Source organism: Aestuariibaculum sp. M13, from assembly GCF_024723255.1.
Taxonomy (GTDB): domain Bacteria; phylum Bacteroidota; class Bacteroidia; order Flavobacteriales; family Flavobacteriaceae; genus Aestuariibaculum; species Aestuariibaculum lutulentum.
In genome coordinates this window covers 875,520-897,474 of sequence record NZ_JANIAC010000001.1, presented here as the reverse complement: position 1 = coordinate 897,474, position 21,955 = coordinate 875,520, and the positions used below count along the sequence as shown (strand labels likewise).

Genomic DNA, 21,955 nt, shown 5'->3' with positions numbered 1-21,955 from the left:
TATTTTTTGACTAAAATATTAGTCCTATCGTAAAGATCCATCATGTACTATTCTGAAAACGAATCTTTTTATACAGAATTTCGTTCAATATATTCAAAAACGTTTTTTACTTTTTCCTTTTTATCATTCAAAACAAGATAAGCAGCTGTCTCTCCCATAGCTTTAAAATGCGTGCTAACCACATTAATTCCTAAAAGATCTTTAAGCGGGGTATCGTTGTAAGAAATGATTCCTATATCCTTACCTAAAGTTAGATTTTTGGCTCGTACCTGACGTACTAAATTTACTAAGTCGTGCTCTTCAATAATGATGTAGGTATCTCGACTATCCAAATCCATATCATCATAAATTTCATTTAAAATCTCAAAATCAAAATTAAACTTCGAACAGAATTTTCTAAAGCCATGAACAATACGTTGTGGATAGGGATACACCGATTTTGAAGGGTATACCAATACAAGTTTATCGTATTTTTTTAGTTTATCGACTCCTTTTTTTAAGGCTTCATAAATATCCTCCTGAAAATCCTGATAAACGGCGCCGTAATTACCTTTAATTTCCAGTTTGTTGTTGTCTAAAATAATAAGCTTGTCTTTTGGCACTTTGTTTAAAACATCCTGAACCATATTGGTAGCACTAATATGGTTAGAATCATCTGTTTTAAAGTGAGGCATGATCACATAATAATCGTAAGCACCAAGGTTACGCTCCAAGGTTTTAGCAAAGATGGTTTCTTCACAGTGGTAGACCGACAAGGTAACAATACTGTTCATGCCCAGGCTGTTTACAAAAGAATTGTATATCATCATTTTGTATGAGCTTAGCTTGTTAATCATGAAGAAGATTTGCTTTTTAGAAATCAAATCTGTTTTTGCGGTGTAATAGCCTTTTCCCTTTACTGAGATAATAACCTTTTGTTCTTTTAGTTGTTTATAGGCTTTCTCGACGGTGTCGCGAGATAGATAGCAGGATTCACTAAGTTCATTGATAGAAGGGATTTTTTCTCCAACTTTTAATTTACCCTTTGAAATATCATTAATAATGGAATCGACAATTTGCTTGTACTTTGGTACACGAGACGATTCATTAATTTTTATTTCAATTTGTTGAGACATAAAATGAATTGCTATAAATTAAAACTCTGTTTGAAAGGGTTGATAGCAAAATTAGCATAAAAATATAATTGAAGTAGTGTTCTGCCGGGTTTTTTAAGGATTTACAAGGTTTTGTGTTTATATATTATGAAGTTCAAAAAGATAGTAAATCATAAGTTATAAAATATGCAAGAATAATTTCGTGTAAGTACAGGACACTAAACTTTTTGTAATCGATTATATTTACGTTTCACAACTTAACTAAACTATGAACCACATTAGACTTAAAGTGCTTATTTTATTAAGCATCTTCACTATTTCCTGTCGTCAAAAAGAAACATCGGAAAATAAGGAATTAACCTCTTCAGAAAGCTTTATTCCTGATTGGGTAAATAAGGTAGGAGCCACACCTTTTGAGAATAAAAAGGAACTATTTTATGTTAATGATTATGGGGCAATTAATGATGGCGAAACACTAAACACTCAAGCCATCCAAAAAACTATTGATGCTTGTGCTCAAGCCGGTGGAGGTATAGTAACGTTTAAACCCGGTGAATACTTATCTGGTTCTGTTTTTATTAAAAGTGGAATAGATTTTATCGTACCAAAAGGTGCTATCATAAAAGGAAGCGAAAATATTAAGGATTACATAGAAATTGATACGCGTGTGGCTGGTATTGAAATGGTCTGGCCTGCAGCTTTAATCAATATTGAAAATGAGAGTAATGTTGTTCTTGGAGGTGAAGGTGTTATCGACGGACAAGGAAGAGTGTTCTGGGATTACTACTGGGATTTAAGAAAAAACAATTACGAACCCCGAGGGCTAAGATGGATAGTCGATTACGATGCCAAACGCCCGCGAACTGTATTGGTTCAAAATTCTAAAAATGTATTTGTAAAAGATTTGAATTTACAACGCGCTGGATTCTGGACGGTTCAGGTGTTGTATTCTGAATATATTACCGTTGATGGATTGAAAATTAGAAATAATATCGGAGGTCATGGCCCAAGTACCGATGGCATTGATATCGATTCGTCAAAATGGATTTTAGTGCAGAATTGTGATATTGATTGTAATGATGATAATTTTTGTTTAAAAGCAGGTCGCGACTGGGACGGACAACGTGTTAATAAGCCAACCGAATATGTAGTGATTAAAGATTGTATTGCCCGACAAGGAGCAGGGTTGTTTACTTTAGGAAGTGAAACTTCAGGAAGTATCCGTCATGTATATGTTTCCAATATAAAAGGTTTGGGAACAAAGAATGGATTGAATATTAAGTCGGCAACTAATAGAGGTGGTACTGTTGAAGATATTTATTTAGAGCATATTAAAATGGATAGCGTTCGTACCTTTATGCAAGTAGGTATGAACTGGAATCCTAATTACAGCTATTCAAAATTACCTGAAGGATTCAATAAGGATTCGATACCAGAGCACTGGAAAAAAATGTTAGAAAAAGTAGATCCGGAAAAGGGAATACCAACTTTTAGAAATATTACTTTAAATGATATTCATGTTGAAGGAGCAGGAACTGCAATCAACGTTAATGGTTTAGAACAGTCAGTAATTGATAATATCACCTTAAATAATGTATTTATTCAGGCACAAAAGGCAGGCAAAATTAATTACAGTTCGAATTGGACAATTAATAACGTGAAAATTATGGCTGATGGAGGGGCGCATGTTGAATTAGAACATACGACAAGCGTAGATTTATCACCTTCGGTTTATCAGGCAAATCAGGAATAATTTCAACTAAACCAAAACCAGGTAAGACATTAAATGAATGTATTCAAATCTAAAATAATCCATGTTGGTTTATGTTTTTTTGTTGGTGTATTAAGTCAATTATCAGCTCAAGAAAATAGTAGTTACCAATCAACCTCAAGAAAAATTCACTATCTCCCTGAAGGTGAAAATTTCATCTTAAAAAATGGAACCAGAAAATTTAACAGGGCCCTCTATGGAACCAACACAGGTTTTAGGGTAGAGGCAGGCGATTTGCCGGAGTTTGCCATGTATATGCTAGGTATGGGAGGTAATTTTAGATTAGGAATTATTTCAGAAACATCCGGTAAGTGGCTTACCGAAAGCGATTCTATTGTTTCAAAATATATTCCGGGCACTATGATTTATGAAGTTCGAGATGAATGGCTTCATAATGGAATAATTAAATTAGAAGTTGCTGCTCATGCGGAAAATGAAGGCATGTTGCTTAAAGTTGAAACTGAAAATATTCCTGAAAGCATACAATTGGTTTGGGCATTTGGAGGAGCGACAGGAAAAAAGTTTCATCGTGATGGCGATATAGGAGCTGATCCCGAATCGGTATTTTATATGCATCCGGAGTATTGCGTTAATAATCAGTATGAATTTAAAGATGATGCGTTTTTATTGCATTACGGTTCTGAAAGCAACAAGCAGAAAACGGGCAATAACAGAACAATTACAGGTTATTTTCCAGAGTCAGAATTAAAACTTGTTGAGGCCAATTTAAGCGCAAATCCTAAAGAGTTATGGCAATCTTCAGTAAAAGAATTACCGGTTATTATTGGTCGCATGCCTTTAAAAAAGAGCAATACTTTATATTGGAAACTGGAGAATGATTCGGTAACAACCAAAACAAGTCAAAAACAAATTGCAACAGCTTTTATTGAAGCTTTAAATAAAGTTGAACAGTTACGTTCGCGAGTAATTTTAAAAACGCCGGATCCATTCATTAACACCCTTGGTAGGGCTTTAGCAGTTGCAGCTGACGGTATTTGGGAAGCTCCAGCCTATTTGCACGGCGCAGTGGCCTGGCGTATGCATTTAAATGCCTGGCGGGGTGCTTATGTAGCGAATCCGTTGGGATGGCACGATCGCGCCAAATCACATTTTGAAAGCTACGGAAATTCCCAGGTTTTAGAACCGGAAACAGGTCCTGTGGTCCTAGATAGTTCCAGAAATTTTGCCAGACAAAAAGAGGTATTGGGTACGGCCATGTTCAGTCGTGGTTATATAAGTCGTAGACCAAATAATAATACCATAGCGCATCATTACGATATGAATTCGGTGTTTATAAATCAGTTGTTACGCGGTTATCAATGGACGGGCGATTTAGATTTTATGAGGAAAATGTGGCCGGTAGTTCAGCGTCATTTGGCTTGGGAAAAACGTAATTTCGATGCCGATAACGACGGACTTTACGATGCTTACGCGACCATTTGGGCAAGCGATGCTTTGCAATATATGGGCGGTGGCGTTACGTATGCATCGGCTTATAATTATTCGGCAAATTTGTTGGCAGGGAATATTGCCAAACTTTTAGGAGAAGATGAAACCGCTTATATGACTGAAGCAAAGCATATAAAACAGGCGATAGATAAAAAGTTATGGGTTTCTGAAAAGGGCGTTTTTGCCGAATATAAAGATTTATTAGGAAATCAATTGCTTCATGATTATCCGGGTATCTGGACCATTTATCATGGTTTAGATGAAGGCATTGCCAATGAGTTTCAGTCTTACCAATCCTTGCGTTATATCGATACTGAAATTCCGCATATTCCCGTAAAAGCTGAAGGCTTACCCCAAACCGATTTAGAATTGATTTCAACTACCAATTGGCAACCATATACGTGGTCTGTTAACAATGTGGCTTTGGCGGAAAATTTACATGCTGCATTAGCATATTGGCAGGGAGGAAGATCTGAAGAAGCTTATAAGCTTTGGGAAAGTGCCTTAATTGAAAGCATGTATCTTGGGGCTTCACCAGGTGGATTTCAACAATTATCGTATTACGATGCTATTCGAGGTGAATTATATCGCGATTTTGCCGATCCCATTGGTATGGCAGCACGTTCGTTAGTGGAAGGCTTGTTTGGAATAAATCCTGACGCTATTCAGAATACCCTGTTTATAAAACCGGGACTTCCAAAATCTTGGGATAATGCGTCTTTACAAATTCCGGATATCAGTATAGATTTTGATAAAAACGATGAGGTCTCAGAGTTTAAAATCGATTCCAAGTTTGTTAAAGAAATGAAATTGAATTTGGAAGTTAATGTTTATAACTCAGGTGTAGAATATGTTGAAATTAATGGAGAGAAGCTTGATTGGAAATTCAATGAAAATGCCATTGGAACACCTAAATTAATCATTGAAAGTCCGCACCAAAAAAGTTATCACATAAAAATTAAATGGAAATCAGGTACTTTGGAACAACCTGTTTTTGAGTTCTCAGGAAAGCAGGGTGATATTAAATTGTTTAAAACTGAAACAGCAGAAATCCTTCAGATATTTAATCCGCAGCAGGCCATTTCAGAAGTGAGTAAAAGTCAACATCAGTTGAAGTTTAAAATTGAATCAGAAGAAGGCAATATAACTTTATTTGTTCAATTAAAACAAAACGACCTCGTTTGGTGGCAACCTGTTCATTTGAATGTTTCTAAGAATGAAACTGAATCCAGATTCCAGAATTGGGATGAAAAATTTTCTAAAGACACCAATTTTGAAACGATAGATTTACAGGGTGTTTTCAATAGTAAAGTCATCGATATTTTTGAAGAGAAATATTTAAGTCCGCGACCTACATCGCCAACCTTACAGTTACCAACACAGGGTATTGGAAATTGGTGTTATCCATACCTAAAACCGGAAATTGATGATTCAGGTTTGCGTAAAAATGCAGGCGAAAACAACACGATTATTAGTCCGCAGAACATTCCATTTTTAACACCATCAAATGTCAATCTAAACAATATTGCTTTTGTGTCTCAATGGGATAATTTTCCAAAACAAATTGAAATTCCGCTTGGCGGACAAGCTTCTCATGCCTATTTTATGATGGCCGGAACCACCAACCCGATGCAAAGCCGATTTACAAATGGAGAAGTGATTGTAAATTATACCGATGGCACTTCGGAAACTCTTCTTTTAAAAAACCCAGAGAATTGGTGGCCTATCGAGCAGGATTATTTTGTAGACGGTTTGGCTTTCACAACCGATGCCCCAAAACCTCCGCGAGTGTATTTTAAAACTGGTGAAATTACCCGAGATTTTAAAAATTTCACCCCCATAAAAGGGTTTAGTGATTATGGTGTAGATGGTGGGGCCGGAACCATTTTAGATTTACCTTTAGATGATTCCAAGACTTTAAAAAGCTTAGAATTGAAAGCTGTTGCCAACGATGTTGTTATTGGGTTAATGAGTATCACTTTAATACGTCAATAAAATGAAAAGGAAGGAGTTTTTAGCGACAGGCATTTTAGCGTCTTTAGGAAGTTGCCTTCCTGCGTTTGGAGATGATTTAAAATGGTTGAATCAGGAACCCAAATTATCAGATTTTGAAAAGCGATTGTCCCCGGTTGGCAGAGCCTTAGAGTTCGAAGATTATTACGTTTGGTGCAACAGCCCTATTGAAGCACCAAACGGTAAAATTCATGTGTTTTTTTCTCGATGGCCAAAAGCTAAAAGTATGAGCGGCTGGACACATGCTTCGGAAATTGCACATGCGGTCGCCGATAAGCCAGAAGGGCCGTATACGTATGTAAGTACAGTTTTAGCTCCACGTGGCGAAGGATTTTGGGATGCTACAACGTGCCATAACCCTAGTGTTCATTTTGTAGATGGTAAGTATGCCCTTTTTTTTATGGGGAATTCTAATGGAAAGTTAGATACACAACGCATTGGATTGGCTACGGCCGATTCGCTTTATGGACCCTGGAAACGACCTGATGAACCGCTTTTGTTGCCTGGAAATGAAGGTGAGTGGGATGACCATTGTACTACCAATCCATCATTTTTTAAACATCCAAATGGAGAATATTGGCTATATTATAAATCTTTTGATACGGAAGGCTACATTCATCCTAAGTTTAAAATTAGAGGCAACAGAAAATATGGATTAACCATTTCTAAATCGCTTGAAGGACCTTATGAGAAATATGAAGGAAATCCAGTTATAGATTTTCATACTATGGGCAATAATGAACAATGCGAAGATGCTTTTACTTGGTATGATGGAAATATGTTTCATATGCTGGCTCGAGATTTAGGTGTGTATGGTATTGATAAGGGACTTTATATGAGTTCTCGAGATGGAAAACATTGGTCTGAACCTCAAATAGGCTATCAGGAGTTAAGTAAATATATTCAGCAACCACCAGCTCCAAAACATTTAAATCGGTATGGTAGAGCTGAGCGTCCGCAAGTATTATTTCAAAATGGGAAACCGACTTATTTGTTTACGGCTTCACAAGGAGGGAAATATGAAACAGCTTCAGCTTTTATTTTTAAAATCAACTAAACCAAAATATAGAATGAAAAAACACAACTGGATTTACCTCTTAACTTTTGTTTGTATAATAATGTATTCATGCAAAGAAAAAGCAGAGTCATTAGTAGAAAAAATAGACCGTAAGGCGCTTGTAACAAGGCATAATGTTAAAATAACGAAAGTAGATACTTTAGGATCTTTAAACGTTGGAAATGGAGAGTTTGCTTTTACAGTAGATGTTACAGGATTGCAGTCTTTTCCAGAATATTATCAAAACGGGGTACCTTTAGGAACGCAATCAGAGTGGGGTTGGCATACGTCTCCAAATACTGAAAACTATGAGTTTAATGAAACGTTAAAAGGCTACAATTTTAACGGAAATCCGGATGCGCTTTATGCAATCCAAAATAGAGAAGATGAGCGTAAGAATGATGCTGCCGATTATTTCAGAGCAAATCCTCATCGTTTACAGTTAGGGAATGTAGGTCTGGAAATATTAAAGACTGATGGAACTTTAGCTTCTCCAGAAGATTTAAAAGATATCAATCAGGAGTTGAATTTATGGGAAGGGAAAATTGAGAGCAAGTTTACCATTGAAGGCATTCCGGTTAAAGTGATAACCTATGGTGATGGTGAAAAAGATGCTATTGCTGCAAAAATTGAGTCTCCTTTAATTTCAGAAGGACGAATTAGATTGAAATTCAGATTTCCATACCCAACCAACGAATTTGCCGATCGAGGAACGAATTACGAACATAACGATTTACATGAAACAACAGTATACAAAGAGTCTGATAAGAGTTTTACATTTAGCAGAAAGTTAGACAATGATGTCTATTCGGTGCAGGCTTCATTAAATGCAGAAGGAAGTGTAACTGAGGTTGCTCCCCATTATTTTACCATTCAACCACAAGCTGAAGATAGTTTTGAGGTAGCTGTTGAGTTTAATTCGGAAGAGCCAAAAGAGACTTTAAATTTTACTGAAGTTCAAACGCATAGTATTGCGGTTTGGGAGACATTTTGGCAATCGGGAGGCGCAGTCGATTTTTCGGAGTGTACCGATCCAAGAGCTTTTGAAATTGAGCGACGCGTAGTACTTTCACAATATTTAACGCGCTCGCAATGTGCGGGGCATTATCCGGTTCAGGAAACAGGGTTAACCTATAACAGTTGGTTTGGGAAACCACATATGGAAATGTATTGGTGGCACAGTGCGCATTATCCCTTATGGGGAAGAACTGAATTTTTGGAGAAAAGCATAGGCTGGTATTTTGATGCTTATAATAAAGCCAAACTTATTGCTGAACGACAAGGTTATAAAGGCGTGCGTTGGCAAAAAATGACTGATCATGATGCCGATGAAGCGCCGTCTAATGTCGGGTCGTTTTTAATCTGGCAACAACCGCATGTGATTTATCTGGCGGAGTTGATTTATAGAAATAATCCAATAAAGGAAAACTTAGAGAAATATCAGAAATTGATATTTTCAACAGCCGATTTTATGGCGTCGTACCCTAATTACGATGAGGAAAACGACCGCTATATTTTAGGAAAAGGTGTTATTCCAGCTCAGGAATGTTTTAATAAAATAGAAACCTATAATCCTCCGTTTGAACTGGCGTATTGGAAATGGGCTTTAGAAAAGGCACAACAATGGCGTGAACGTTTAGATATGGGAAGAGACCCGGAATGGCAAAAAGTAATTGATAAATTATCGCCATTGGCTCAAAGTGAAGGTGTATATCTTGCAGCCGAAAGCGTACCAAATTCCTATTCAGCAACAAGCGAACATACCATCGATCATCCAGCTGTTTTAGGGGCTTTAGGGTTTGTGCCAGATACTGGTTTTGTTGATGTTGCCGTGATGAACAAAACCTTCGATAAGGTTGATGAGGTTTGGCACTGGGATCATACATGGGGATGGGACTTTCCTATGGAAGCCATGACAGCAACCAGACTTAACAGACCGGAAGATGCTGTAAAAGCATTACTTCGTGATGAGGTAACCAATACATATTTGCCGGCCGGACATAATTACCAAACACCAAGATTAACTTTGTATTTACCTGGCAATGGCGGTGTCCTTTCTGCAGTTGCATTGATGTGTGCTGGTTTTGAAGGAAGTACTATTGAAAACCCTGGGTTTCCTAAAAATGGACAATGGAACGTGAAATGGGAAGGGCTACAACCTATGTTTTAAAAATGGATTATTTAATTTAAACGACGCATACATGCACTCGATTTGGAGTGCTGTTGTGTTGTAAATGGAGAACTATAATCTTGTGAATATTATTGAAGCCCAGGAATTGGTTATACTAAAAAACATTTCACTAGAATTTCTATAACACTTTGAGAAAGTTTTAGTTAAAAAATTTTTATTAGTAATATTTATTATTTAATATTGTGTAATCGATTGTATTCGATTATCAACTAAACTAAATAAGCCACATATTAATGAGAAAACTAAAGAGACTATTAGTTTTGTCTTTAGGATTTTTTGCCCTAAACGCATGTAGTAGTGAAAGCGAAGCTGTAGATGAGAATAAAACTATTCTTGTAACATCTGTAATAGTTAACGGAAGTGATATTACCGATGGTCAAGCTAAACAATTTACCACCGTTGTTTTACCCAACAATGCTACCAACAGAACGGTAACCTGGTCAGTATCTGATGAATCTATCGCTTTAATTTCTGAGAATGGTATTTTAACACCACTTGACAATGGTACAGTTCAGATTACTGCTACAGCCAATGATGCTTCTGGCTTATCTGCACAAAAAACAGTTAAAATTTCGGGGGTTGCCGGTCCGGTTGTATTAGTTGAAAGCATTAGCATTTCAGGTAGCGATATTACCGATGGTCAGGCAAAACAATTTTCCGTTACTGTATTACCAAATGATGCAACTAATAAAGTTGTTGTCTGGTCTGTTTCCGACACGTCAATGGCTGAAATTAATGCAGAAGGGCTTCTTACCCCTAAAAAAAACGGAACGGTTAATGTAATAGCTACAGCCATTGATGGTAGTGGCATTAAAGGAGAACTAAATGTAAATATTTCCGGAGTTTCAATAAAAATAGCAAAAGCTGAAAATGTCCTGTTATTTCAACGTAATAATGGAGGATGGCCAAAATACCATAATGATTTTTCAGGATACGATAGAGAACAAACGTCTGCGGATTTAACGGAAGCATCTAAGAAAGACAAAGTAGATACAACCATTGATAATAACCATACAATAGGCGAGATAAGAATATTATTAAATGCTTACCAAGCCTCCGCTAATAACGACTATTTGGAAGCTGCAGTAAGAGGTATTGATTGGGTTTTTGAGGCGCAATATGACAACGGTGGATGGCCTCAGGTTTATCCGTTAGAATCAGGTTATAGTAGATATATTACCTATAATGACAATGCTATGGGTAATGTAATGAATTTAATGCGTGATATCTTCCTAGAGCAAAATAATCTGGATTTAATCGATAATAGTTACATCAGTAAAGCACAAACCGCTTTTGATAAAGGTATTGATGTTATTTTACAAAGTCAGGTGGTTATAAACGGAATAAAAACGGCATGGTGCGCCCAACATGATGCGGTGACCTTAAAACCAAAGATGGCGAGATCGTATGAATTGGCATCAAATAGTGGGTCGGAGTCTGTGGGCGTTGTAAAATTACTTATGACTTTAGAAAGTCCATCAGCGGAAGTTATTAACGCCATCAATGGTGCGGTAGCCTGGTTTGAATCAGTTAAAATTGTTGGTTATGCTTTACAGGATGTAAATGGCGATAAAGTTTTAGTTGAATCTCCAGGAAATGTGATGTGGGCAAGATTCTACACCTTAGATGATTACACAGGAGATCAGTATGAATCCATGTTTAATGCATTCAATCCTAACGAGCCATTTTTCTGCAGTAGAGATACTGATCCTCAAGGAGGTGGCCCAAGAAAAACAATCGCTGAGATATCATATGAAAGAAGGAATGGTTATGCCTGGTATGGTACCTGGGCAAAAAATTTAATAAGTACAGAATATAGTGCTTGGAAAGCGAAGCACGGTATTTAAGTTTTGTTTGAGTTAGTCAAAAAAAGTCGCTTTGTAGAAAAGCGACTTTTTTTATTCAAATATCCAAGGATTACAAGAGTTAAATATTGTTTCAATAGTATAATTATCAGCTTCTTTCTTGGTTAATTGATGAGACTAAGAGACTCTTTCATTTATTTTACTACCTGCTCCGTAACAATTGTATTCAGCAAAAAATGCTGTTTCTTCATTTTCAGGGTTTCCCCAGTTATGCCATCCTTCAGATCTAATGCCTTCAGGTAATTCACATCTCACAAAAACCGATTTGGCATAGTAACGCCACGGTCTTCCTAAATACAGTTTAGTTACGTTCTGCGCTGTGGTAATTTTACAATCAAGAAACACAAAACCATAAGTCTTATCTTTAGGGGTATTAGGCGCTGTAATATAAGAATCGGATTTACAGTGAATAGTGCAGTTTTTAAAAACTGCCGTAGCCGGACCGAAAATAAAATCGGTTGTGCCCTCAATATAGCAGTTTTCAAAAAGTTGTCTGGAATACTCACCACCATGATAAATGGTGTCTTGATTTCCAAGGAATTTACAGTTTTTAAATACTGCTTTATCTGCATCAACATACAAAGCCACAGCTTGACCAACAGTTCCAGAAGAATTTTCGAAGGTTATATTTTCGGCTTTAAAGCGATTTCCCGATATTTTTACGGTGTACGAATTAAAGGTTCCAATGTGAGGTCCTCGACCAGAATAGTCATTAAAGGTTATAATGGTATTATCCACATCCTCTCCAATAAAACTAACATCGACATTGTAACGCGGAAGTTCAATTTTTTCAGTATAAACGCCTTTTTTAATATAAAGCTTTATAGGTCTTAAAGGGAAAACTCGCATGGCATCAATGGCTTCTTGAATATATTTATAGTCGCCACTTCCATCTTTAGCAACAACAAAATCGTATTTGTATTTGTCAGGGTTAGATGTTTGTGCCGATATGTTTTGAAAGACGATGAGTAAACATATCGTAAGAATAAATTTAAGGGGATTAAACATATGAATATATATGATATTATGGATGAAATACTTTAGTTAAGAAATTATCTATATAATTAACCGTTTGATTAACCCAAGGATTGAATAACCAAAAGGTATGTATTTTATAATCGAATTTATGAACTTCATTGTAAATTCCCCAATGGTCCATCATACCAATGAGTTCGTCTTGTCCGGCATGAAAACGTGGAAATCCGCTATTTATAAACATAATAGGACAGGACTTTTCATTAGCCCAGAAAATACCTGAAGCATCTTTCCATATTTCTGGTTTTTCGTAAAATGAACCACCTAGCCATTCAATATCTGGAGAATCTGGTCTTCGGTTTAAATTTAAAGAGTTTGGCGCCATAAAATCGACAACCCCATCAATATCTATAATGGCTTGAATATCGCTTGAAAAACCAAGGTTTCCGTGGTCGCCTTCTTTTTCCTGAACGTTATTGGTTAGACCAACTAGCATGGCTAATTGTCCACCAGCCGAACAGCCGGAAATAGCAATTTTGTCCGGGTTAATATTATATTTTTCAGCATTGGCTCGTAGCCACCTAATAGCACTTTTTATATTAAATACTGCGGCAGGGTATTTAGCTTCGAGTGATAACTGATATTCCACACAAACAGTAACAAAGCCTCTGGTAGCTAGTTTTTGTGCCATCGGAATTTGCAGTGATTTATCACCGGAGCGCCACCCACCACCATGAATCATAATTAAGGCAGGATATTTACCTAGTTGTTTTGGAGAAAACACATCGGCATGTAAGTTTCTTTTACCGTATGGTGTATCGCTTAAAGTGGTATAAATAGCATTACGAAATTCGTTGACGTTTGAGGGTAAATAATCTGTTGCAGGCGTGATGTAAGGGAAATATTTTAAATATTTTTTATACTCGTTGGCTACTTGGTACGAGGTGTCTTTTGGGAATCTATTTTGTTGGGCGAAGCCATAAACTCCCACGAAAATTATAATGATGAAACTATATAAATTGATGAATGTCTTCATTTTATTTTCTACGGTGAGGTTGAATAATGTGATTAGTCAAATCTAAATTTTGTTCCATGATGCCCTGAAGGACCAGTTCGGCCATTTTTCTGGCACCAAATTCTGTAAAATGTGTGTTGTCTGGATATCCATCAGGGAAACGAAAGTACTCGCCAGGCTCAAAATACATATACAAATATCTGGAACATGCTTTTCCCATGGAATCTAATAGATTTCGACTTTTTGAATCTAAATCAATCAATGAAACTTTTTGTTCTTCAGAAATCTCTTTTAAGGCTTTTAAATACGGTTCGTGGCATTCACTAGCTTTGCCTTCATCATCAAAAATCCAACGTGTTACTGGACTAATAATAATTGGTGTTGCGCCTTTCAATCTGGTTTCAGAAATATAGTTACCTATGTAAATTTTGTATTCTTCAGGAGTTGTTTTTCTGTCGGGATGGTCTTTCGAATTTTGGGCGTCATTATGTCCAAATTGAATAAGCACATAATCACCTTCCTGTAAGGAATATAAAACGGGTTGCCAGCGGTTTTCTTCAAGAAATGATCGGGAACTTCTTCCGCCCTTAGCATGATTTTCAATGGTTACAGTTTCATCGAAAAAATATTGAAAAGGCATGCCCCAACCCATTTGCGGAAATCTGCTTTCATCATATAAGCACATGGTTGAGTCTCCAATAAGGAAAACTGTAGTAGTTCTCTTTTGGGCGTTCAGTATTAACGTAAAACTAAACGATAGAATGAGTAAAGCTGTGAATTTAGAAATTAGATTATTTGTTTTCATGATTTAATACTTTGTTTAAAAAGTTCACAGTGTGGTTTAGTGTGGTTTCAAACCAAGGGTTTACCAGCCAAAAGGAGTGGGGACTGCCTGATAAGGTATGGGTTTCGTTATAAATATTATGCTGGTTCAGGATATGAAGCATATCGTCTCTTCCAGCGTGAAATCTAGGATGTGAACTGTTTATAAAAAGTGTAGGAGGGGTGTTCTTTCCAATATATTCTAAAGGTGAGGCTTCTTTCCAAAGGTTGAAATTTTCATCTTTTTCACCATTTAACCAAATACCTGCCATGGATTGTTTTCCGGGTTTTGATTCGGCGGCAGCTTCAGGATGAATAAATGACACAACACCATCGATATTCACAATGGCCTTTACTTCATTTGAAATTTTAGAATTTGAATGATACAATGAAGTATTGGGCGTAACACCAATAAGCGTTGCTAGCTGTGCCCCAGCTGATGTTCCTAGAACTACAATTTTATCAGGGTTAATGTGATACTTTTTTGCATGTTTTTTAACCCATATAATGGCATCTTTTAAATCATTAACAGCTGCCGGATAAGGAGCTTCAAAACCTAAACGGTAGCTTACGGGAATACCAACATAACCATTTAAAGCCAGGTGCTGCCCCATAATACGCTGATTTTCCTTACTGCCTACCAGCCAGCCACCACCGTGAATGAGTAAAACAGCCGGATAGATTTCTTTTTTATTATTAGATTTTGGTCTGTATACATCCAGCTTTAATTTTGAAGTCTCTGTTTTTTTATAGGTTACATTTTCACAATAAACGACATCATTAGAAATCAAAGGCGTTATTGGTGTAATATCCGGATAATCCTTTTTTAGTTTTACAACTGTATTCTCTATGGTGTATGGTTTATAATCCTCTTTTTTTTGAGCCATTGAATTAAATACAACCAAAAGAAATAAGATGCTAAATAAAACAGAAGACTTCATCCGATTTAATTTTTAATATGAAACTCGTACGCTTTTCCTTTTTTAGTTGGAATATCATACATATGATATGTAGCTAATTCCAATGGCTTTATTTCGGCTTCCTCAGAAATTAAAGGCTGCTTAATATCTGGTGTCTGGTAGAATGAATTCGGGTTTTCACCAGCAGCGATAGTTAATTCATTACCATCGTCATTCACCAGAGTTTCAGTGGTTCTTAATCTTAGATTACCTCCTAATGTAGATGTGATTTTAACCGATTCTACACGATTAGCATTCCAGGTCAAATCGACTTCAAATCCGCCTCTTGCTTTCAAACCTTTTACTTGGCCTTCACTCCAGTTATCAGGTAGTGCAGGTAACAGGTGTAATGCTTCATCGTGCGATTGGATAAGCATTTCTGCAATTCCGGCGGTGCAACCAAAGTTTCCATCAATTTGAAACGGAGGATGCGCATCAAAAAGATTTGGGTATGTGCCTCCTGATTCCGTACCATCTTCCACCAAAGTAAGCTGCGTTTTAATGAGCTGGTAAGCGCGGTTTCCGTTAAGCATACGCGCCCAAAAATTCACTTTCCAACCCATAGACCATCCCGTTGAAATATCTCCTCTAAACTCTAAAGTTTGTTCGGCGGCTTTAAATAAATCTGGATTTTTAAATGGCGAGATTTGCGCAGAAGGGTGCAGGCCATATAGATGCGAAATGTGACGGTGTTTGTCTCCAGGTCTATCCCAGTCTTTTATCCATTCCTGTAACTGTCCGTATTTGCCAATTTGCATAGGAGGTAGTTGCGCTTTCATAACTTTAAGCGAATCTGTAAATTCGGAATCAATTTCTAATACTTCCGAAGCTTTTATAGCATTACTAAATACATCAAAAACCAACTGATTATCCATAGTGGTCCCATAGGAAATGCCGACACCTCCCATGTATTTGTTTTCAGGAGACATAGATGGCGCGACCACTAACCAGTTATTTTCCGGTTCGCGTTGTAATACATCTACATAAAATTGGGCATTCGATTTTAAAATTGGATAGTATTTTTCTAAAAACTTTTTATCGCCTGTAAATAAATAATGTTGCCATAAATGCTGACTTAACCAAGCGCCTCCCATTGGCCAAAAGCCATAAAATCCGCCATCAATCATGCCTGTTACACGCCAGATATCTGTGTTGTGGTGCATATTCCAACCTTTAGCATGATACATTTTTTGAGCACTTTCCTGTCCGGTAACGGCTAAATCTTCTAACATGGAGAATAGAGGTTCATGGAGCTCAGACAAGTTGGTCACTTCGGCAGGCCAATAGTTCATTTCAGTATTAATATTAACCGTGTATTTGCTGTCCCATGGGGGAGACAAACGGTCGTTCCAGATACCCTGTAAGTTTGCAGGTTGTCCGCCTGGTCTTGAACTTGAAATTAAAAGGTAGCGTCCAAATTGGAAATAAAGAGAGACTAATGACAAATCTTCCTGTGTGGCAAACTGTTCAAGACGTTTGTTTGTCGGAATAGAATCGTTAACCTGTTCGCTTAATTTAAGTGATACACGATGAAACAGATTCTGATAATCTTCAATATGATCTTCCTTCAAGTCTTTGAAGCTTTTCTTTGTGCTTTTTTCTAAGTAGTCGTTAGCTATTTTATCAGGAAGATTGCTAAGGTCTTTATAGTTTTTAAAGTTTGTTCCGATGCTTACTAATAAAGTTACTTCATCTGCATTTTTAATGCTCAATGTGTTTTCGTTGGTAATAAGATCGCCTCCAGTAAGTTTAGGATAAACCAAAGTAGAGAACTTTATTTTTCCCGTTTTATTTTCGTAATCACCTCCCGTTCCGGTTAATTTTAAAGCGCCATTTTCAGTTTTTACAATATGTGTTTTTTGAGGAGAATCTAAACCTAAACTAAAGTTTAGTTGTTTTGGCTTATCGGCGGTTAAGTGAATAACCATAACCTGGTCAGGAAAAGACACAAAGTACTCTCTTTTAAAGTTTACGCCATTAGAGGTGTAACTTACTGAGGAAACAGCATTTTCAATATCTAAATCTCGTCTGTAATTTGTTGGGTTATTTAGGTTATTGAACAAGATGTTTAAATTACCAACGGTTTGATAAGGAACACCATAATTATTGTCCTCTGGAGTGCTTTTTGGAAATACTTCAAGTGCGGTTTTTTGAGCTTCTTCATATTTACCGTCAAAAAGTAACTTTCTAATGTTTTCAACATCCTGATAGTAATCTTTCGTTATGTTATTTCCGGGTTCTCCGGCCCAAACCGTTTCTTCATTAAGTTGTATTCTATCGTTTTCAATACCACCAAATAGCATACCGCCAATTCTACCATTTCCAATAGGTAAAGCTTCATTCCAATTGTTTGCCGGCTTGTCGTACCAAAGTATGTTTTCCGACGGTTTAGTAATCGCTACTTCAGTATTACAAGACATAAAACAGGAAAAGGTTAATAAACCTATACATGTTTTAAAAATGTAGTTTTTAGCTATAGTCATCATCGTTTAGTGTTGTTGTTATTTTATAAATTCCATTTCTTTCAGCCATTTGGTTGAAATCGTTTTCCATTCATCGGTTAAGTCCGAGGCGTTATAAATACCAATACTATGGCCGCCTTTCGGAAAAATATGAAGGGAGCCTTTTACATTGTTTTTTAACATGGCCTGGTAAAACAGAATGCTATTCATAGGGTTTACGGCTTCATCGTTTTGGGCGTGAAATAAAATGGTTGGCGGTGTGTTAGCTGTAACCTGATGCTCGTTAGAATAATAATGAATGTTTATCCATGTACAGTGTTTTCCTAAAAAATTGGTTTTACTACCTTCATGAGTGTAGGTCTCTAAACTGATAACCGGAGAGACTAATACCATAAAATTAGGAATAAATCTTTCGTTATCCATGTCGTCGCCAATTGCTGAGAAATCGGTAATGTGTGTCGCAATGGTTGAAGCCAAATGACCTCCAGCCGATGAACCAAAAACGCCCACCTTGTTAGAATCTAAATTCCATTCTTTGGCATTATGACGAATGATTTTCATGGCGCGTTGAGCATCCTGTACCGGACCTTGTTCACTAACAATTAAGTCCGGCGAATTTGGTAAGCGGTACAATAAAACAAAAGCCGTAATACCTTGTGTATTATACCATTTCGCTAGCTGTATACCTCCAAGATTATAAGTTAATTTTTGATAGCCACCAGATGGCAGAATTAAAACGCTAGTACCGTTTTGTTCTTCCTTAGGCGGGAAAAACATGAGAAGTTTAGGTTCTGAAACCTGAGTAATGCGTTCACGTTCTTCTATGTGTTCTAAGGTTAATCCTTTAGAATTGGGCATTTTGCCTTTTGGCCATAAATTCATGCTTTCCTGTGCATAAATCATACAACTCGTTAATAAAACACTATAAAAAAACATTCTTTTTTCCATTTCAATTATTTTAGTTTTACAGCTTTTTTATCTACTTCTTTCCCTTGAATTATTTGCTGTTCCGGGTTTGATATATTGTTTTTGTTAAACTGAATTTTTTCAGTTTTATTACCTAATATTTTAATGTTAGACAGGCTTTCTGAAAACGACAAACCTTCCACATTTATATTTTTACTGTTGTAGATGGTTAGTGCGTAATCTTTTGAAGCTTTTACAGTAATATTTTTTAAAGTGATACCGTCTGAGTCTATGGCAGTAATCCCCTTTTTAGTTTCGAAAACAGCGTTTTCAATCGATACATTTTTAAGATTCATTTCAGGTAATCCCATAAAAAATACGGCAGTTTCAGAATCTGAAACCTTAATGTTTTTCATGAATATATTTCTGAACGAAGGTGTTTCTTCGGTTACAGGAACCAGGGTTTCATCGCGTTTTTCATCGTCGGCATTCTGGTCTTCTTCAAGAACAGGAGAGTTGCCGCCATAAAACATGTTGAAGCGGATAGCTTCTGTTGGAATATGCATCATATCGATATTGGAAATATAAATGTTTTCCACAATACCACCACGACCACGTGTGCTTTTAAAACGCAGCCCAACATCGGTTCCTAAAAAAGTACAATCAGACACATGAACATTTTTTACACCGCCAGACATTTCACTTCCAATAACAAATCCGCCGTGTGCGTGATACACCACGTTGTTTTTAACAATAACATTTTCGGTTGGTATGCCACGGTCACGCCCATCTTTATCTTTTCCTGATTTAAAGCAAATAGCATCGTCGCCAACATCAAAAGTATTATTGTAAATTAACACATTCTTGCACGATTCTAAATCTAAACCATCTCCGTTTTGGGAATACCAAGGGTTTCTAACCTTTAGGTTTCTAATAATTAAATCTTCGCTCATTAACGGATGAATATTCCATGCGGGTGAATTTTGAAACGTTGGTCCGTCAAGAAGGATACGCTTACTATTTACTAAACTTACCATTACAGGACGTAAATAATCTTTAATAGATTGAAATTCGGCATCGTTGATTAAATCCGGAACATTAAAGTTTGTAGTCCCTTCATAACCTTTTCGAGCGCCTTCCGAAGGAAACCATATGCGTTTATCTTTTGAAAGCACACCCCCAGAATTCACAAGTTTTTTCCATTGGTTTTCGGTCATTTTTGAAGCTTTAACCGGGCGCCAGGCATCTCCACTTCCGTCAATAATACCTTCGCCAGTAATGGCAATATTTTCAACATTATTTGCGGTGATAGGGGAGATGCATCTTACCGTTTCAAGGCCTTCAAAACTGGTTTTTACAAGTGGGAAATCGTCGAAATCTTTGCTAAAAACAATTACGGCTCCGGTATCTAAATGCAAGTTAACGTTACTTTTAAAAATAATAGGTCCTGTAAGCCAAATACCTCGTGGTACAATTACCGAACCTCCGCCGTTGTTATTAATTGTACTTATAGCTTCTTCAAAAGCTTTGGTGTTTTTTGTAATCCCATCATTAACAGCTCCGAAATTAGCGATATTAACACTATAATCTGGAAATTGAGTTGTTTTTACTTTTGGCATATTAAATTCTATGCCGTTGTAAATGTTTTGCTCTGTAATTGTATTGGCCTGTTGTGCTTTTAAAAGGGAAGCACAAAAAAGGGTTAAACAAATTAACCCTTTTTTAGTTATTGATAAGTTTATCATTATTTGGTAATATTGAAATAATCTACATCGGCATAACCACCGCGTTTTGCTTCTTGCGTACTTATACTAAACAGACCTACTTTTGCGCCTATCCATTTACCTTCTCTAGCCTTAAAAGGCTTGCCAATTTTTTTGAATTTCTTACCATTTTCAGAATAGTAAAACTGGCATGTACTATCTGGTCCTGATACTTCAACTTTAAAATATGCTGAATTGGATTTGATACGATTTTGGTCGTTAACCTTTTCCTCACTGCCCTTAACCGCATTGATAGCTTCAGTTTGTTTTATGAAAAATCCTTTTTCGTCGTGAGAAATGCTAAGGGTAGCATAATCCATTCCCATAACAATTAAACCTGCAGTTTTTCCGCTTTCGGCTTCTTCGGGGTGCAGTGTAATTTTAGTTTCAGCTGAAAAATCGGGAGCAGGAAATTTTTGAAGTAACAGGTTTGGAACCATCCATAAATTTGGTTCGTTTTCAGGGACTTTAATAGAGAACAACCTTAGGTAGGTGTTACCAGGTAATTTAGCATGCCAAACCACATTATTGTTCGCACTCCATTGCCATTGCAAACCAATATTGAAGCCTGTAAAATCATCAGTTTCCACAGGGGTTTCAATAGGGTAGGTTTTGCCAACGTTTGGTTTTTTATAAGACATTACCGGTTCGCCAATACCATTACCGTCTAAGTCTTTCCCCATAACCGGCCAGTCGTTTTCCCAAGTCATAGGCTGCAGGTGAACAATTCGACCAACGGGGCCAACATCCTGAAAGTGGTAAAACCAGGATTCACCATCAGGTGTATCAACCCATGCCCCTTGATGCGGACCGTTAATCTCAGTTTTTCCTTGTTCTAGAACCACTTTTTCCTCGTAAGGACCATAGATGTTTTTCGAGCGTAACACTAATTGCCATCCCGTAGCTACACCACCAGCTGGAGCGAAAATATAGTAATAGCCGTTTCGTTTATAAAATTTAGATCCTTCTACGGTATCATGGTTTTCATGACCATCGAACACATGAATACCAGGGTCTAGTACTTTTGTACCTTCAGGATTCATTTTGTTAACGGATAACAAACTTTTCACTCCGGAACGACTTCCCGCGTAAGCGTGAACTAAATAGGCATCACCATTATCATCGAAAAGGGGACAGGCATCAATTAAACCTTTGCCTTCCATAACCAGCACAGGGTCGTCCCATTTGCCATACGGATCTTTGGTTTTAACCATGTAAATTCCGAAATCGGGGTCGCCCCAATAGATATAAATTTCACCTTTATGATAGCGAATAGAAGGCGCCCAAACACCATTGCCATGTTGCGGAATGCTGAAGATGTCCAAAGGTACTTGCAATGGTAAAGCATGGTTTATTAATTTCCAGTTTACCATGTCTTTGGAATGCAAAATTGGTAAACCTGGCGTGGCGTTAAAGCTGGAGGCGGTCATAAAATAATCGTCTCCAACTCTTACCACATCAGGATCTGAATAATCAGAATATATTATTGGATTTTTATAAGTGCCATTACCATTATCGGCAACCCAAACCTGAGAAACATAAGGTTTTTCGGTTTGTGCCACCAATAATGATGAGCAAAATAAAGAAAATGCAATTATGGGTAGTTTCATTAA

14 protein-coding genes are annotated in these 21,955 nt (G+C 36.9%); 5 read left to right on the top strand and 9 right to left on the bottom strand.

Annotation, left to right across the window (positions count from 1 at the left end):
* Window positions 1-68: 68 nt before the first annotated feature.
* Window positions 69-1,115 (bottom strand): GntR family transcriptional regulator, encoded by a 1,047-nt coding sequence (locus NO995_RS03845; protein ID WP_258226344.1) that lies wholly within the window; start codon window positions 1,113-1,115, stop codon window positions 69-71.
* Window positions 1,116-1,362: 247 nt separating this feature from the next.
* Between NO995_RS03845 and NO995_RS03840 the strand changes: the two genes are divergently transcribed.
* From NO995_RS03840 to pelA, 5 genes are all read left to right on the top strand, one after another.
* On the top strand, window positions 1,363-2,847 hold the full coding sequence (locus NO995_RS03840) for a glycoside hydrolase family 28 protein (RefSeq protein WP_258226343.1): 1,485 nt from the start codon (window positions 1,363-1,365) through the stop codon (window positions 2,845-2,847).
* A 33-nt stretch (window positions 2,848-2,880) separates the two neighbouring features.
* Entirely contained in the window at window positions 2,881-6,309 is a 3,429-nt protein-coding gene (locus NO995_RS03835) for a DUF4450 domain-containing protein (RefSeq protein ID WP_258226342.1), read from the top strand.
* A 1-nt stretch (window position 6,310) separates the two neighbouring features.
* A complete protein-coding gene (locus NO995_RS03830) occupies window positions 6,311-7,384 on the top strand; it encodes a glycoside hydrolase family protein (RefSeq protein WP_258226341.1) in 1,074 nt (357 codons plus the stop codon).
* Window positions 7,385-7,397: 13 nt separating this feature from the next.
* Complete coding sequence (locus NO995_RS03825) at window positions 7,398-9,554, top strand: hypothetical protein (protein WP_258226340.1); 2,157 nt, start codon at window positions 7,398-7,400, stop codon at window positions 9,552-9,554.
* Between the two features lie 254 nt (window positions 9,555-9,808).
* Window positions 9,809-11,422, top strand: coding sequence for a pectate lyase (gene pelA, locus NO995_RS03820; RefSeq protein ID WP_258226339.1), 1,614 nt, complete (start codon window positions 9,809-9,811; stop codon window positions 11,420-11,422).
* Between the two features lie 135 nt (window positions 11,423-11,557).
* On the opposite strand, the gene NO995_RS03815 is transcribed toward pelA, so the two are convergent.
* The 8 genes from NO995_RS03815 to NO995_RS03780 all read right to left on the bottom strand — a co-directional run bounded on the left by NO995_RS03815 (window position 11,558) and on the right by NO995_RS03780 (window position 21,952).
* Window positions 11,558-12,448: a pectinesterase family protein gene (locus NO995_RS03815; protein ID WP_258226338.1), complete on the bottom strand. Its 891-nt coding sequence runs from the start codon at window positions 12,446-12,448 to the stop codon at window positions 11,558-11,560.
* A gap of 16 nt (window positions 12,449-12,464) precedes the next feature.
* Complete coding sequence (locus NO995_RS03810) at window positions 12,465-13,451, bottom strand: alpha/beta hydrolase (protein ID WP_258226337.1); 987 nt, start codon at window positions 13,449-13,451, stop codon at window positions 12,465-12,467.
* 1 nt (window position 13,452) lies between these two features.
* On the bottom strand, window positions 13,453-14,235 hold the full coding sequence (locus NO995_RS03805; protein WP_258226336.1) for a rhamnogalacturonan acetylesterase: 783 nt from the start codon (window positions 14,233-14,235) through the stop codon (window positions 13,453-13,455).
* The gene (locus NO995_RS03800; RefSeq protein ID WP_258226335.1) at window positions 14,222-15,193 is read right to left on the bottom strand and encodes an alpha/beta hydrolase; all 972 of its coding nucleotides are present in this window, start codon (window positions 15,191-15,193) and stop codon (window positions 14,222-14,224) included. Before NO995_RS03800 ends, NO995_RS03805 begins: the two co-directional genes overlap by 14 nt.
* Before the next feature lie 5 nt (window positions 15,194-15,198).
* The gene (locus NO995_RS03795; protein WP_258226334.1) at window positions 15,199-17,631 is read right to left on the bottom strand and encodes a glycoside hydrolase family 95 protein; all 2,433 of its coding nucleotides are present in this window, start codon (window positions 17,629-17,631) and stop codon (window positions 15,199-15,201) included.
* 81 nt (window positions 17,632-17,712) lie between these two features.
* On the bottom strand, window positions 17,713-18,621 hold the full coding sequence (locus NO995_RS03790; protein ID WP_258226333.1) for an alpha/beta hydrolase: 909 nt from the start codon (window positions 18,619-18,621) through the stop codon (window positions 17,713-17,715).
* 5 nt (window positions 18,622-18,626) lie between these two features.
* The gene (locus NO995_RS03785) at window positions 18,627-20,324 is read right to left on the bottom strand and encodes a glycoside hydrolase family 28 protein (RefSeq protein ID WP_258226332.1); all 1,698 of its coding nucleotides are present in this window, start codon (window positions 20,322-20,324) and stop codon (window positions 18,627-18,629) included.
* Window positions 20,324-21,952: a glycoside hydrolase 43 family protein gene (locus NO995_RS03780; protein WP_258226331.1), complete on the bottom strand. Its 1,629-nt coding sequence runs from the start codon at window positions 21,950-21,952 to the stop codon at window positions 20,324-20,326. Before NO995_RS03780 ends, NO995_RS03785 begins: the two co-directional genes overlap by 1 nt.
* Window positions 21,953-21,955 lie beyond the last annotated feature (3 nt).